15 protein-coding genes are annotated in these 15,270 nt (G+C 35.8%); 14 read left to right on the top strand and 1 reads right to left on the bottom strand.

The annotated features are described in order from the left end of the window. The first annotated feature begins 27 nt into the window (after positions 1-27). The 14 genes from speB (at position 28) to argH (ending at position 14,295) form a co-directional block, all read left to right on the top strand. Positions 28-804: an agmatinase gene (gene speB / locus P178_RS0109275; protein ID WP_027065973.1), complete on the top strand. Its 777-nt coding sequence runs from the start codon at positions 28-30 to the stop codon at positions 802-804. 242 nt (positions 805-1,046) lie between these two features. Beyond that, on the top strand, positions 1,047-2,210 hold the full coding sequence (locus P178_RS0109270; RefSeq protein WP_316930003.1) for a mannosyltransferase: 1,164 nt from the start codon (positions 1,047-1,049) through the stop codon (positions 2,208-2,210). Between the two features lie 236 nt (positions 2,211-2,446). Beyond that, a complete protein-coding gene (locus P178_RS0109265; RefSeq protein WP_027065971.1) occupies positions 2,447-3,094 on the top strand; it encodes a GNAT family N-acetyltransferase in 648 nt (215 codons plus the stop codon). A 105-nt stretch (positions 3,095-3,199) separates the two neighbouring features. After that, complete coding sequence (argG, locus tag P178_RS0109260) at positions 3,200-4,390, top strand: argininosuccinate synthase (RefSeq protein ID WP_027065970.1); 1,191 nt, start codon at positions 3,200-3,202, stop codon at positions 4,388-4,390. Next, a complete protein-coding gene (argC, locus tag P178_RS0109255) occupies positions 4,383-5,357 on the top strand; it encodes an N-acetyl-gamma-glutamyl-phosphate reductase (RefSeq protein ID WP_027065969.1) in 975 nt (324 codons plus the stop codon). The genes argG and argC overlap by 8 nt, the downstream gene beginning before the upstream one ends. 48 nt (positions 5,358-5,405) lie before the next feature. Beyond that, positions 5,406-6,200, top strand: a complete 795-nt coding sequence (gene proC, locus P178_RS0109250; protein WP_027065968.1) for a pyrroline-5-carboxylate reductase — start codon at positions 5,406-5,408, stop codon at positions 6,198-6,200. A 47-nt stretch (positions 6,201-6,247) separates the two neighbouring features. Continuing rightward, positions 6,248-7,372, top strand: a complete 1,125-nt coding sequence (locus P178_RS0109245) for an aspartate aminotransferase family protein (protein WP_027065967.1) — start codon at positions 6,248-6,250, stop codon at positions 7,370-7,372. After that, positions 7,369-8,565, top strand: coding sequence for a glutamate-5-semialdehyde dehydrogenase (locus tag P178_RS0109240; protein WP_027065966.1), 1,197 nt, complete (start codon positions 7,369-7,371; stop codon positions 8,563-8,565). Before P178_RS0109245 ends, P178_RS0109240 begins: the two co-directional genes overlap by 4 nt. 53 nt (positions 8,566-8,618) lie before the next feature. Next, positions 8,619-9,386 carry a glutamate 5-kinase gene (proB, locus tag P178_RS0109235; RefSeq protein WP_027065965.1) on the top strand — a complete coding sequence of 256 codons (768 nt, stop codon included), beginning with the start codon at positions 8,619-8,621 and terminating at the stop codon, positions 9,384-9,386. Next, positions 9,383-10,321 (top strand): acetylornithine carbamoyltransferase, encoded by a 939-nt coding sequence (locus P178_RS0109230; RefSeq protein ID WP_036145981.1) that lies wholly within the window; start codon positions 9,383-9,385, stop codon positions 10,319-10,321. The genes proB and P178_RS0109230 overlap by 4 nt, the downstream gene beginning before the upstream one ends. A 5-nt stretch (positions 10,322-10,326) precedes the next feature. Further along, a complete protein-coding gene (locus P178_RS0109225) occupies positions 10,327-11,079 on the top strand; it encodes an SDR family NAD(P)-dependent oxidoreductase (RefSeq protein WP_027065963.1) in 753 nt (250 codons plus the stop codon). A gap of 1 nt (position 11,080) precedes the next feature. After that, the gene (gene argB, locus P178_RS0109220; protein WP_027065962.1) at positions 11,081-11,860 is read left to right on the top strand and encodes an acetylglutamate kinase; all 780 of its coding nucleotides are present in this window, start codon (positions 11,081-11,083) and stop codon (positions 11,858-11,860) included. Between the two features lies 1 nt (position 11,861). Then, a complete protein-coding gene (locus P178_RS0109215; RefSeq protein ID WP_027065961.1) occupies positions 11,862-12,926 on the top strand; it encodes a M20 family metallo-hydrolase in 1,065 nt (354 codons plus the stop codon). Positions 12,927-13,017: 91 nt separating this feature from the next. Further along, positions 13,018-14,295: an argininosuccinate lyase gene (argH, locus tag P178_RS0109210; protein WP_027065960.1), complete on the top strand. Its 1,278-nt coding sequence runs from the start codon at positions 13,018-13,020 to the stop codon at positions 14,293-14,295. On the opposite strand, the gene P178_RS0109205 is transcribed toward argH, so the two are convergent. After that, positions 14,292-15,173, bottom strand: coding sequence for a YihY/virulence factor BrkB family protein (locus P178_RS0109205; RefSeq protein ID WP_027065959.1), 882 nt, complete (start codon positions 15,171-15,173; stop codon positions 14,292-14,294). The two genes, argH and P178_RS0109205, sit on opposite strands and share 4 nt — an antisense overlap. Positions 15,174-15,270: the final 97 nt, after the last annotated feature.

Below are 15,270 nucleotides of genomic sequence, written 5' to 3'. Positions count from 1 at the left end.
CAGTAACTGACAAAAGAATTCAACTTTATGAAAACTATTAATATTCAAGGTCTTAATTGGGATGCCAAATCATCGTTTCAACAGGGTCCGGCAAAAGCTCCTGCTTTAATTAAAAGAGCATTGTACAGCGATTCGATGAATCTATGTACCGAATTCGGGGTGTCAATTGAACATGATGCTATAACCGATAAAGGTGATTTTACCATAAATGAGTATTTTGATATTACAGACATTACCAGAAAAAATATTGAATCTGGCGTTAAACTACTTTCATTAGGCGGTGATCATTCGGTTACCTTCCCTATAATAAAAGCGTTTCATGAGCAATATCCCAAACTAGATATTTTACATATAGATGCACATGCAGATCTATATGATGATTATGAAGGTGATCCTTATTCTCATGCATGTCCGTTTGCTAGAATTATGGAAAATGGATTTGCCGTTAAACTGGTACAAGTAGGTATTAGAACTTTGAATCCGCATCAGGCTGCACAAGCAGAAAAGTATAAGGTAGACGTTCATGAAATGCGAAACCTTGACCTAAATAACATTCCTAAATTTGAGAATCCGTTATACATTTCTTTAGACATGGATGGTTTCGATCCTGCGTTTGCTCCTGGAGTATCTCATCACGAGCCCGGTGGCCTCTCTTCACGTCAAGTGATAGACTTAATTCATAGTATAGATACCGAAATTGTTGGTGCTGATATTGTAGAATACAACCCTGATCGCGATTTTAACGACATGACCGCTTATTTGGCTGCAAAAATGATGAAAGAGATTTTAGGAAAAATGATGTGACGTTGAAATCATTTTTCAATAAAAAACCATTAAATTGACTAGCCTTTAAATCAAAGCCCCTAATGCCGACTAATTTTAAAACTTTTTTGAAACTCCATCGAGTTTCCTTGATATTAGCCGTTTTAAGCTTTGTCTTTTATTACACCTTTGCATATCATTTGCAGCGAACAGATTTCGTTAAACTGCTAACGCTTTTTGTTGCACTTTTCTTTTTTTGCTTCAAATTGATTCAGTTCGAGAAATTGAACTTTAGATTCCTATTAGGGTTAGGCATTATTTTTAGACTTGTTTTTCTATTTACAGAACCCAATCTTTCTCAAGATTTTTATCGGTTCATATGGGACGGACATTTGGTTGCTAATGGGGATAACCCCTATCTACACACACCAGATGAACTTATAAAAAACATGGTTTCCATCATACCCAATGCCGATGTTCTTTATGAAGGAATGGGAAGTTTAAGCGCTCGGCATTACAGTAACTACCCTCCATTAAACCAACTTCTATTTGCACTGGCATCGTTTATTGGCGGTAAAAGTATGTTTGGGTCTTTACTGGTTCTAAGAATCACTATCATTCTTGCAGATATTGGTGTGTTCTATTTTGGTAGAAGGTTGTTAAAAAACCTAAATAAATCTCCTCACTTAATATTCTGGTATTTTTTAAATCCGCTAGTAATCGTTGAATTAACAGGTAACCTTCACTTTGAAGGAGTCATGCTATTTTTCTTCATCCTTTCTATGTTTTTATTATCTATCAACAAATGGAAGGTAGCAGCCGTTGTTATGGCATGTTCCATTTCGGTAAAACTAGTTCCCTTGTTATTTCTACCGCTATTTTTTAAATACTTAGGATGGAAAAAGAGCATCATATTCTATAGTATTATAGGTATTACTTCTATCGTTCTGTTCCTACCTTTTAATACACCAGAATTTATAGACAACTATACAAAAACGATCAGCTTGTGGTTTTCTAATTTTGAATTCAATTCTAGCATTTACAATATTGCTAAAAAAATAGCCATACATTTTGATGCCAAACCATGGGAGTTTATTAAAGAATATGGTAAAATCACCCCTGTACTTACTATTGTTACAGTAGCATTGTTTACATTATTACCTAAAAAGTATGATTTAAACCGAGTGCTTTGGTCAATGATGTGGGTAATGACAATTTATTATTTCATTTCTACTACTGTACACCCTTGGTATCCTATTTTTCTAGTATTACTTTCTATTTTCACTACCTACAGATACGCTATTATATGGTCTGCAGCCATTGTACTTAGTTATTTCGCATATTCACAAGCAGATTTTAATGAAAACCTATGGTTACTAGGCATTGAATATACTTCAGTGTTCGGTTTCATAGTTTATGAAATTGTTACGCATCATAACAAAAAGTGAAGTTTTTGTAAAAATTTTCTCATGCGGGTTGTCAAATAAATATAATTTGTACATTTACCCCGTAATGAACGAAGAAATCTACTTTTTATATAGTACCGTGAGCCCAGTTGCTCTTGCGCGTCCGTTCACATCTCGCCGTCGTCGCCCGTAAGGGTAAGATATATTTATGGAATTAGGTGAGTCCATTTCCGCACAGAAAATCAAAACTTTTTTTACACTTTTAAATCTAACTGGCAATGAACTTAATTGTTGCTAACGAATCACATTTTAAATACGCTCAGGATATCTGCGACACCATAGCAGATTCGGCTAAAGTTCGCGGAACAGGTATTGCGAAACGTACACCAGAATACATCCAGAGAAAACTATCTAACGGCAATGCTATTTTAGCGTTGGACGGAGAGAAATTTGCAGGCTTTTGCTATATAGAGGTTTGGGGACATGAGAAATTTGTTGCCAATTCCGGATTAATAGTACACCCTGATTATAGGGGGCAAGGACTTGCAAAAAGCATAAAAGCTAGAATTTTTGAACTCAGCAGAGAAAAATTTCCTGATGCCAAAATATTTGGAATCACCACTGGTTTAGCTGTTATGAAAATTAACTACGAGCTTGGCTACAAACCTGTTACCTTCTCTGAACTCACTGATGACCCAGAGTTTTGGAAAGGCTGCCAAACTTGCAAAAATTTCGATATCCTTACCAGAACAGAACAAAAAATGTGCTTATGCACCGGTATGCTCTATGATGGTAATGTTAAGAAAAAAACTGAAGAAGTAAAGCAAGTGAACAGTAAGGCTTTTACCAGATTAAAAAGTATTAAAGAGAGTTTGTTCCTTAAAAGAAAGTCGAAAAAAGTAAATCATAATTCTGAAAAGAGATAAGAACGAGCTTCATTTTTAAAATATAGCTGTTCTCAATTGAAAACTATTCTCTATTCAAATTGAATCATATAATTACCCGGATATACTGGGATTGAAAATATTAAAATGAAAAAATTAGTACTAGCATACAGCGGCGGATTAGATACATCTTATTGCGCAAAACATTTATCAAAAGACAAAGGCTTTGAAGTTCATGCAGTAAGTGTAAACACAGGTGGTTTTTCATCAGATGAAATAAAGGAAATAGAAAAAAAGGCTATTCAGTTAGGTGCTACTTCTTACACCTCTATTGATGCCGTACAAACGTTTTATGACAAGGTAGTTAAGTACCTTATTTTCGGAAACGTTCTAAAAAACAATACATACCCTCTTTCTGTTAGTGCAGAGAGAATAGTACAGGCTATTGAAATTGTAAACTACGCCAAAAAAGTAGGTGCCAAATATATCGCACATGGTAGTACAGGCGCAGGAAATGATCAAGTACGTTTTGATATGATTTTCCAAATCATTGCTCCTGAAATAGAAATTATCACCCCTATTAGAGATAACAAATTGGCTAGGGAAGAAGAGATTGCTTATTTAAAAGAAAATGGGGTAGATTATCCTTGGGAAAAGGCAAAATACTCTATTAATAGAGGTTTATGGGGAACATCGGTAGGTGGCGAAGAAACTTTGACTTCAGACAAAGCATTACCAGATAGTGCTTACCCAAGCCAGTTACAAGAAAAAAATCCGACAGATATTACTTTAACTTTTGAAAAAGGAGAATTAGTAGCGGTTAATGGAGAAAAAGATACGCCGGTAAACAACATTGAAAAAATTGAAGCTCTTGCATCTAAATATGCAATTGGTAGAGATATTCATGTTGGCGATACTATTATTGGTACTAAAGGAAGAGTTGGTTTTGAAGCTCCCGCCTCATTAATTATCATAAAGGCGCACCATCTTTTAGAGAAGCATACACTTACTAAATGGCAACAATACCAAAAAGAGCAACAAGGTAATTTCTACGGTATGTTATTGCATGAAGGTAATTACCTAGATGCGGTAATGAGAAATATAGAGACCTTTTTAACCGACACTCAAAAAACCGTTTCAGGTGATGTATATGTTGGCTTATATCCTTTTCAGTTTAGGCTGCACGGTATTTCATCAAAACATGATTTAATGACAGATGCTTTCGGTAAATATGGCGAAGTAAATAAAGGCTGGACAGCAGATGATGCTAAAGGCTTTATTAAAATTCTATCCAATTCTGGTAAGATATATAACCACGTAAATTCATCTGATGATTAAAGCAGGAATTATTGGTGGATCTGGTTACACGGGTGGCGAACTTATTCGAATTCTATTGAATCACCCCGCCGCAGAAATAGATTTTGTTTACAGTACCACCAGAGCAGGTAAAAAGGTTACTACAGCACATCCAGACTTATTAGGAACAACAAATCTAGAATTTACAGGAAATGTAAACCTGAATGTTAATGTTGTTTTTCTGTGCCTAGGCCACGGTAACTCTACGGCATTTTTAAAGGAACACAGCTTTTCTACAGATACTATTATTATCGATTTAAGTAACGATTTTAGACTAGTTGCAGATGCTAATTTTGATGGTAAACAGTTTGTATACGGATTACCGGAATTAAATAAAAGCGAAATAGAAAATGCCAAATACATAGCCAACCCTGGTTGTTTTGCAACAGCTATTCAATTGGCATTGCTTCCATTGGCAAAAGCAAATCTCTTAGAAAATGAAGTGCATATAAATGCCGTAACAGGTAGTACAGGTGCAGGCGTTAGTCCGTCAGCCACTTCTCATTTTTCATGGCGTAACAATAACGTAAGCTGGTACAAACCTTTTACGCATCAGCATTTGGGAGAAATCAATGAGAGTTTACATTCGCTTCAAGAAAATACTGGGAACTTATTTTTTATGCCCAATAGAGGAAATTTCACTCGTGGAATTTTAGCGACTTCGTATACCAAATTCGATGGTGATTTATCGGAAGCTAAAGTATTGTATCAAGATTTTTATAAGGATGCGGTCTTTACCCAAATTTCTGATGAGCCTATCAACTTAAAACAAGTAGTAAATACGAATCAGTGCCATATTCATTTGCATAAACACGATGATTTATTACTGGTGACCTCAGCAATTGATAATCTATTAAAAGGTGCATCTGGGCAAGCCGTTCAAAATATGAATTTGATTTTAGGACTAGAAGAAAATTTAGGACTGAATTTAAAGGCAGGGGTATTTTAACTTCCGCTACACTCAGTACTTTACTCATTACTAAATACTAATTACAACATGAAAATAGCTATTATAGGTACCGGTAATTTAGGACTTTCCATTGCAAACGGAATTCTAAAAAGTAATGGTGCCACTAGTATGTACCTTACTAAAAGGGATACTACATCTATTGCTGATTTTGAAAAATTTGATAAAGTTACGGTTACCAACGACAATCGTTTGGCCGTACAAAATTCAGACATCTTAATATTTGCCGTGCAACCCGTTCATTTTGCTACAATCTTAGAAAGTGTAAAGGATTTACTGACCGATAATCATGTAATTATATCTACAATTACCGGTTTCGGAATCGAAAAAATAGAGGCAGTTATCGGTAAAGATAATTACATTGTTAGAAGTATGCCTAATACCGCTATTTCTGTAGGTAAATCAATGACCTGTATTTGTAGTAATGAAAAAGGTAAAAAACGTATTGACTTAACAAAGGCTATTTTTAATAGAATGGGTCATTCTATGGAAATACCTGAAAACCAAATGCAGGCCGCAACGGTTATTTGTGCAAGTGGTATTGCTTTCTGGATGCGTTTAATACGTGCAACTACCCAAGGTGCCATACAATTAGGGTTTGATGCAAAAGAGGCTCAAGAACTTGCTATGCATACCTGTAATGGCGCCGCAAGTTTACTTATAGACTCTGGCAACCATCCAGAAGAAGAAATAGACCGTGTTACTACACCAATGGGCTGTACAATAACCGGATTAAACGAAATGGAACACCAAGGTTTAAGTGCGTCTTTAATACGTGGCATTATTGCTTCTTATGATAAGATTACCGAATTTAAAACCAAGTAAAACAGCAATTAAATGAGTTCTTTTTTGAACTTGAATCTTTTTGAATTATGAAATTATTCGACGTTTACCCATTATATAATGTAACCCCTGTTTCCGCTAAAGGAATTGTAGTGACCGACGATAAAGGTCAAGACTACTTAGATTTCTACGGCGGGCATGCCGTAATATCCATTGGTCATACGCACCCACATTATGTGCAACGTTTAAAAGACCAGTTAGATAAAATAGGGTTTTATAGTAATGCTGTTCAAAATCCGCTACAAGAGGAACTAGCAGAAAAACTTGGTGTAATTTCTAAGTGTGAAGATTATAACCTTTTTATGTGTAACTCTGGCGCCGAGGCAAATGAAAACGCACTTAAAATGGCATCTTTTGCAACAGGGAAATCTAAAATTATAGCTTTTAACAACGGATTTCACGGGCGTACTTCTGCTGCCGTGGCGGTTACGGATAATCCTTCTATAAATGCTGAAATTAACCAACAGCATGAAGTAGTTTTTCTTGACCTGAATGACATAAAAGGTTTTGAACGAGAAATTTCCAAGAATGTCTGCGCCGTAATTATAGAATCTATACAAGGAGTAGGTGGACTAGATGAACCTACCACAGAATTTTTACAGAAAGTAGCAGCACTATGTAAAGAAAATGATGCTTTATTAATTGCTGATGAAGTACAATCGGGATTTGGTAGAAGTGGTAAGTTTTTTGGATTTCAGCATCATAATATACAACCTGATATCATTAGTATCGCTAAAGGTATGGGTAACGGCTTCCCTGTTGGCGGCGTTCTTATTCATGAGAATATTAAGGCAAAATACGGAATGCTAGGTACCACTTTTGGTGGTAATCATTTGGCTTGTGTAGCTACATTAGCTGTTTTAGATGTCATTGAAGGAGAAAACTTAATTGCAAATGCTGAAGAACTCGGGATTTATTTCAATGAAAAGGCAAAAGAAATTCCGCAAGTAAAACGAGTAAAAGGAAAAGGTTTAATGCTAGGATTAGAATTTGATTTTCAAGTAGCTGATCTACGTAAAAAATTGATTCACGAGCATCACCTTTTCACCGGTGGTGCAAAAGATAAAACGGTACTTAGAGTATTACCGGCATTGAATATTACCAAACAAGATTTAGACGTGTTTTTCACCGCTCTTAAGACTGCTTTATCATGATAAAAACGCTCAGCTTAGCAAAAAGGAATGCCGTTCTAAAACGCATGGCAGAATTGGTTCAACAAGAAGAATCTATTTTAATATCTGCAAATGAGAAAGATTTAAATTCTTTCGAATCTGCTGACATTGCAATGATCGACCGTTTAAAGGTGGATAAAGATAAGGTTAGAGAAATGGTTTCTTCCTTAAAAAAATTAGCTGCACTAGCTGATCCTTTACATGTAGAACGTTTTCAATTTACGCATGACAATGGTTTAGAAATTAGTAATAAAACAGCCCCGTTCGGCACTATCATGATCATTTATGAATCTAGACCAGATGTCACTATTGAAGCTGCCGGTATTGCTTTTAAATCTGGAAACAAGATTTTATTAAAAGGTGGGAAAGAATCGTTGAACTCGAACTTGGTTTTAGTCAATTTGTGGCATAAAGCTTTAGAATCTTGTGACTGTTCTGAGGATTGGATTACGTACTTGAATTATTCAAGAACAGAAACGCAGCAGTTTCTAGAAAAACCAGCTCAAAAACTAGATTTAATTGTACCGCGTGGTGGTGAAAGATTGATTGCTTTTGTAAAGCAACATGCGCAATGCCCTGTAATTGTTAGCGGCCGTGGAAACAACTTTGTATATGTTTCTCATGAAGCAGATTTGCAAATGGCTTTAGATGTAATCATCAATGCCAAGACCACAAAAATATCGGCATGTAACGCGGTTGACAAAGTAATTATCTCTAGAGATTTACCCCGTAAAATGGAGTTTTTAAATCAATTGGTTAAAACGCTTAAAAAATATGATGTGGCAATTTTGACCGATGCTAAACTAGCTGGGTTAGATGGTACTTCTCAAATGGAAAATGAGTCCGTGTGGTATGAAGAATTTCTAGATTATAAAATTGTTATTGGACAAGTGCCCGATGTAGATGAGGCCATACAACTTATCAACACCTACGGTGGTGGACATTCAGCTGCCATTATCACAAAGGACGAAGAGGAGGCAGATGTATTTATGCAATCTGTAGATACTGCGGCTGTATATCATAATGCATCTACCCGTTTTACTGATGGCGGACAATTTGGATTAGGTGGCGAACTGGCAATCAGCACCGATAAATTACACCAACGCGGACCAATTGGCTTACAGCACTTAGTTACCAATAAATGGTACGTAAAAGGAAATGGTCAAGTTAGATAGTTAGGAGTTAGGAGTTAGGTAGAAATAATTATCCTGACGAAAACGAAACAAGCATGTTGAAAAAGAGAATTTTATTGAAATTGGGTTCCAATACCTTAACGAAAGACACTGATCATATCTCTCGTGGTAAAATCGAAGATATTGGTAGGCAAATAGCAGCTTTAAAAGATCAATATGAATTCATTATTGTGAGTTCTGGGGCTATTGCCGCAGCAAAACAATTTGTGAAACTGGAGCATAATGGCGAGGAAATTAATGTAAAACAGGCATTGGCTTCTATTGGTCAGCCACACTTAATGCGTATTTTTCAAGAGAATTTTAGGGAGTTGGGGCTTTTTACATCTCAATGCTTATTGTCATATTCAGATTTTGAAAAAGAACAGTCTAGGGTGAATATTAAAAATACAATTAACGTACTTGTCGCTAATAATTTCATCCCTATCATTAATGAAAATGACACGGTAGCAACAGATGAAATTAAGTTTGGAGACAACGATAAATTGGCTGGTTTAACGGCATCGCTTTTATCAGCAGATATTCTAATTATTGCCACCAATACTGACGGTATTTATACGAAGTCTTCACTATCAACTTCCAAACCAAAAACAATTGAATCAGTATCAGATTTAAGCATATTACTAAAAGAAATAGGGGAATCTAAATCTACCCATGGCACTGGCGGAATGCAATCTAAAATAGTTGCGGCAACAATTGCCCAGAAGGCAGGTATAGAAACCTGGATTACCAATGGCTTAAAAGACCACTTTATTACCGACGCTATTGATAATAAAAGCACATTTACAAAAATTAAAGCATTATGAATTACCTATCTATAAATGATATCGACTCTTTATCTACTTGGGTAAAGGAAGCTATAACCCTTAAAGAGCAACCTAAAAAACATAAAACTCTTGGTAGTGATAAAACTATAGGACTTTTGTTTTTCAACAATTCGCTTCGTACTCGTTTAAGCACTCAAAAAGCGGCTATGAATCTGGGTATGGAAGTTATTGTTATGAACTTTGGCAGTGAAGGTTGGGCTTTAGAATATGCTGACGGTACTGTTATGGACCAAGGTACGTCTGAACATATAAAGGAAGCTGCGCAGGTAATTTCTCAATATTGCGACATCATTGCAATACGTGCTTTTGCAGGCTTGAAAGACAAAGAATTAGATGAAGCAGAAGAAGTACTGAACGGCTTTAAAACATATGCATCTGTACCTATCGTAAATATGGAGAGCTCTGTTGGTCACCCTTTACAGGCACTTACAGATGCCATTACTTTAGATGAGCACAACTTTAAGAACAACCCAAAAGTAGTTTTGTCATGGGCACCACACCCACGAGCATTACCACATGCGGTTGCCAATTCTTTTGTACAAATGATGCAGAAACAAAATGCAGAATTTGTTATTACACATCCTGAAGGATATGATCTTGACCCTAACATCACCAAAGATTCTAAAATAGAATATGATCAAGAGAAAGCATTGGAAAATGCTGATTTTGTTTATGTAAAAAACTGGAGCAGTTATACTGATTATGGCCAGATAAAATCTCAAGATAAGAATTGGGAAATGACCTTAAAAAAATTGGGCAAGGCAAAATTTATGCACTGTTTACCAGTACGTAGAAATGTTGTAGTTGCAGATGAAGTTTTAGATAGTGAGCAATCTTTGGTCATAGAGCAGGCCAATAACAGAACGTATGCCGCACAATTAGTTTTAAAGAAAATACTAGAAGATTTAAAATAAAAACAGTGCACAAACTCGAGAACAAAGTAGCAATTATTACAGGAGCAACCAGTGGAATGGGTAAAGCCATAGCCACTTCATTTGTTGTAAATGGCGCCCAAGTAATTTTATCTGGTCGCGATGAAACTCGAGGTAATGCCTTATCTGCCGAACTAGGTAAAAATGCTTTTTTTGTAGCTGGCGATATTAGAATTTCTGAATACAACGAGCAATTGGTCAATGCAGCTATTCATCATTTTGGAAAACTAGATATAGTTTCCATGAATGCAGGAATACTTGGTATAGGCAGTGTAACCGATTTACCAGATCAGTTATGGAAGAACACTATGGATACCAACTTGTCTTCCATCTTCTATCTATCAAAATATGCAATACCTGAACTCCGAAAAAACGAGGGTTCTTCTATTTTAATAAATGCCTCTATAGCCGCTTATAAAAGTTTTCCAAATCACCCTGCGTATTGTGCTTCCAAAGCTGGAGCACTAGCACTAATGCGCCAAATGGCCGTCGAGTATGGGCCTGAAATCAGGGTAAATGCAATATGCCCCGGACCAGTAGATACTCCGCTACTTTGGAATTCGGCAAAGGCTTTTGACAACCCCAAAAAAGCTGTAGAGAATGCAGCGGACAAAACATTATTAAAACGACTGGGCAAACCAAATGACATCGCGAATCTTGCTTTATTTCTAGTATCAGATGATGCTTCTTGGATTACAGGCACGGCAATGACTATAGATGGCGGAATTTTAAATGCTTAACATGAAAGAAAAACTATCCGTAGTAAAAATTGGAGGAAACGTCATAGAAGATGAAAAAGCATTAGATAATTTTCTCTCTGCATTTTCTCGACTAGAGGGACTTAAAATATTAGTACATGGCGGTGGAAAATTAGCTACTCAATTAGCTACCAAATTGGGAATTGAATCTAAAATGATTGATGGCAGACGTATTACCGATGCCGAAACGGTAGATATTATTACCATGGTTTATGGGGGATTAGCCAATAAGAAAATTGTAGCTCAACTACAATCTAAAAATATCAATGCCATTGGCTTAAGTGGTGCGGACGGTAATAGCATACAAGCTCATAAACGTCCTGTAAAACAAATTGACTACGGCTTTGTTGGAGATATAGACGGTGTTAATTCTGAATTATTAAAAAACCTGCTATCTATAAACCTTACTCCTATTTTCTGTGCGCTTTCTCATGACGGTGCCGGACAATTACTAAACACCAATGCCGACACTATTGCCTCTGAAATTGCAATTGGAATGGCTTCTGTTTTTGAGACCACCCTCTATTATTGCTTTGAGAAAAAAGGTGTTTTAATAGATATTACAGATGAAAATAGCGTGGTTAAAAACATTGATACAAGCAAATACAAGGAACTATTGTCTAAAGGTGTTATAGCCGATGGTATGCTACCTAAACTTCATAATTGCTTTCATGCATTAGATAACAATGTTGAAAAAGTTTGCTTAGGTGATGTTAGTATGCTAGATAAAAATACAGAACTGTTCACTACCTTAAAATTATAAGATGAACCAAATAGAACTTACAGAAAGTGCAATAGCATTATTGAAAGAATTGATTTCAATTGAATCTTTTTCCAATGAGGAAGATAAAACCGCAGATGCTATACAGGCTTGGTTGGGAAAATACAATATCCCAACAGAAAGGGACCTCAACAATATCATCGCCAAGAATAAATATTGGGACGAATCAAAACCCACATTACTTTTAAACTCACATCACGATACTGTAAAACCAAATACTGCATATACCAAAGACCCATTTCTACCACATATTGAAGATGGCAAACTATTTGGGTTAGGTAGTAATGATGCTGGCGGACCTTTAGTATCCCTATTGGCGACTTTCGTTACATATTACAACTCTGAAAATCTCAACCATAATATTTTAATGGTAGCTTCTGCAGAAGAAGAAAATGCTGGGGAAAATAGCCTACGTGGATTATTGCCAAAATTGCCTCATATTGATGTTGCAATTGTTGGTGAACCTACCTTAATGCAACTTGCCATAGCCGAAAAGGGCCTTGTAGTTTTTGATGCCGTAATAAAAGGCACACCATCACATGCAGCGCACCCCAACGAGGACAATGCTATTTATAAGTCAATCAAAGTATTAGATTGGTTCAAAAATTATAAATTCGAGAAAAGCTCTGAAGCTTTGGGCGATGTAAAAATGACCGTTACCCAAATAAATGCTGGAACGCAGCATAACGTAGTACCTGCACAGGTTGATTTGGTAGTTGATGTAAGGGTCAACGATGCCTATAGTAATAAAGAAATTGCAGATTTGCTAAAGAAGGATGCTCCATGCGAATTAAAGGAACGATCTTTGCGTCTAAATTCATCGAAAATAAATAAAGACCATCCGTTAGTGCAGTCTGGCATTGCGTTAGGTAGAACAACTTATGGCTCACCTACTCTTTCTGATCAGGCAGCGTTAAGTTGTCAATCTTTAAAATTAGGCCCAGGAGATAGCACACGTTCTCATTCTGCCAATGAATTTATCTATGTTGATGAAATTGTAGAAGGTATTGATTTGTATATTAAAATATTAAAAGGATTTTTGCACTAAGCTTTCAGCTAGCAATTAATAAATTATAAAGAGCTAACAGTATCTTCAATTTTATGAAATTGATATTTGCTCTTGAACTTGAACTTGACTTATGAAACTCTGGGATAAAGGATTTAGCACCGATAAGAAAATAGACCATTTTACGGTAGGAAATGATAGAGAACTTGATTTGCATTTAGCAAAGTATGATGTAATTGCATCTAAAGCCCACGCTAAAATGTTAGGTGAAATTGGTTTAATAACTCCCAAAGAAACCAAAGAACTTGTAAATGAGCTAAATCATATTGCAGCTAGAATTGAAAAGGGTACATTTTCTATAGAGAAATCTTTTGAGGACATGCATTCAAAAATTGAATACATGCTTACCCTTAGTTTAGGCGATACAGGTAAAAAAATACATACGGCAAGATCTAGAAACGATCAAGTTTTAGTGGCAATGCATCTTTATCTAAAAGATGAACTAGATGAAATTAAATCAATGACCAAATCGCTTTTTAACCTTCTTCTGGTAAAAGCGCAAGAACATAAAGATGTAATGTTGCCGGGTTATACCCACTTACAAATTGCTATGCCATCTTCTTTTGGACTTTGGTTTTCTGCTTATGCAGAAAGTTTAATAGATGATCTTTATTTTATTGAAGCAGCATATAAAGTTGCCGATCAAAACCCTTTAGGAAGTGCTGCAGGTTACGGTAGTTCATTTGCTATTGACCGCAGATTCACTACCAAAGAAATGGGCTTTAGTACCTTAAAATATAACGTAGTTGCCGCTCAAATGAGTAGAGGAAAAGCTGAAAAGGCTACCGCTTTCGGTATTGCCAACATTGCCGCCACCCTATCTAAAATGGCAATGGACATCTGCCTCTACATGAGTCAGAACTTCGATTTTATTTCATTCCCAGATGAATTGACTACAGGTTCTAGCATTATGCCACATAAGAAGAACCCAGATGTATTTGAATTGGTTCGTGGTAAATGTAATAAGCTACAATCTATACCCAATCAATTAACCTTAATCATCAATAACCTTCCGAGTGGTTACCATAGAGATTTGCAATTGGTGAAAGAAATAATTGTTCCGGCTATTCAAGATATGAAAGCTTGTTTAGAGATTTTGACGTTTAGTCTAAAAGAAATTAGAGTGAATAAAAACATTCTAGACGACCCAAAATACGACTACTTATTTAGTGTAGATACCTTAAATGAATTGGTACAAAACGGCATGCCATTTAGAGATGCTTACAAGAAAATGGGGCAAGAAATAAATGATGGTACGTTTACACCTAAAAGAGATATTCATCACACCCATGAAGGTAGTTTAGGTAATTTATGTTTAAAGGAAATTCATGATAAGATGAAAAAGGTTTAACTCACTTTTACATACTTATCTGAATATATTTTGGTAAACTGTGCTCCAAATGTTACTATTAAACTAGAATAGGACACCCATAGCATTACCAAAATTATACTGCCAGCTGCACCATATGTTGAACCTGGTTCTGCTTTACCAAAGTAAAATGCCAGTGCATATTTACCCACTAAAAATAAAAATGCAGTAAGTGCAGCACCAACTTTAACCGCTTTCCACCGCACATGGGTACTTGGCAAGTATTTAAACATTGCACCAAATAATAGGTAGATAAAGGTCAAGGAAATAACAATATCCAACACAAAACCTAGCTCCAACATTCCATCTGGTAAAAGTCTAGATAGTTCAGCAGAAAATGCCGACAAAAATGAGGTTAGCACAAAACTGATCAGAAGCAGAAATCCGAAAATAAGGATAAACCCAAATCCTTTTAAACGCATAAATAGCGTAGATAAAATTTCATTAGTGTACTTTGGTTTCGCTTTCCAAATATCGTTCAATGCGTTTTGTAATTGATAAAAAACACCAGTAGCACCATAAATTAATACTCCTACCCCCAAAATTGTAGCTACTATAGATGTATTCTCACTACCTCTATCCGCAATCATTTCTTGTATAGACTGGGCAGTTTCAGGTCCCATTGCAGAAGAAATTTCAGCAAATAATTCTCCACGCACAATTTCCTTGCCCCAAATACCACCAACCAGTTCCAATATTAAAATAAGTAGACCTGGTAAAGATAAAATTGCATAATAAGCTATAACCGCACTTATTTGAAAAGGTTCTTTTTCCATCCATTCATTATAGGTTTTCACCAGTAATTTGGGTAGGTGAGAAATTCCAAACTTAATATGATTTTCTTCCTTATTTTGAGACATTTATAATAGTATTTAAACTAAATTTAAAAATAAGACAAGTGATATATTGACTGTAATCCGATAAGATTAAATACTACCTCTTAAAAGGTTTTCTAAT

This window comes from Maribacter sp. Hel_I_7 (assembly GCF_000688315.1).
GTDB lineage: Bacteria > Bacteroidota > Bacteroidia > Flavobacteriales > Flavobacteriaceae > Maribacter > Maribacter stanieri.
Note: the sequence above shows the minus strand (reverse complement) of the source record. Positions and strands in the feature narration are given on the sequence as shown.

Excerpts from the sequence above, each read along its gene's own strand:
- speB (WP_027065973.1), top strand. The coding sequence starts at position 28 with ATGAAAACTATTAATATTCAAGGTCTTAATTGGGATGCCAAATCATCG.
- P178_RS0109265 (WP_027065971.1), top strand. The coding sequence starts at position 2,447 with ATGAACTTAATTGTTGCTAACGAATCACATTTTAAATACGCTCAGGAT.
- argG (WP_027065970.1), top strand. The coding sequence starts at position 3,200 with ATGAAAAAATTAGTACTAGCATACAGCGGCGGATTAGATACATCTTAT.
- argC (WP_027065969.1), top strand. The coding sequence starts at position 4,383 with ATGATTAAAGCAGGAATTATTGGTGGATCTGGTTACACGGGTGGCGAA.
- proC (WP_027065968.1), top strand. The coding sequence starts at position 5,406 with ATGAAAATAGCTATTATAGGTACCGGTAATTTAGGACTTTCCATTGCA.
- P178_RS0109245 (WP_027065967.1), top strand. The coding sequence starts at position 6,248 with ATGAAATTATTCGACGTTTACCCATTATATAATGTAACCCCTGTTTCC.
- P178_RS0109240 (WP_027065966.1), top strand. The coding sequence starts at position 7,369 with ATGATAAAAACGCTCAGCTTAGCAAAAAGGAATGCCGTTCTAAAACGC.
- proB (WP_027065965.1), top strand. The coding sequence starts at position 8,619 with ATGTTGAAAAAGAGAATTTTATTGAAATTGGGTTCCAATACCTTAACG.
- P178_RS0109230 (WP_036145981.1), top strand. The coding sequence starts at position 9,383 with ATGAATTACCTATCTATAAATGATATCGACTCTTTATCTACTTGGGTA.
- argB (WP_027065962.1), top strand. The coding sequence starts at position 11,081 with ATGAAAGAAAAACTATCCGTAGTAAAAATTGGAGGAAACGTCATAGAA.
- P178_RS0109215 (WP_027065961.1), top strand. The coding sequence starts at position 11,862 with ATGAACCAAATAGAACTTACAGAAAGTGCAATAGCATTATTGAAAGAA.
- argH (WP_027065960.1), top strand. The coding sequence starts at position 13,018 with ATGAAACTCTGGGATAAAGGATTTAGCACCGATAAGAAAATAGACCAT.
- P178_RS0109205 (WP_027065959.1), bottom strand. The coding sequence starts at position 15,173 with ATGTCTCAAAATAAGGAAGAAAATCATATTAAGTTTGGAATTTCTCAC.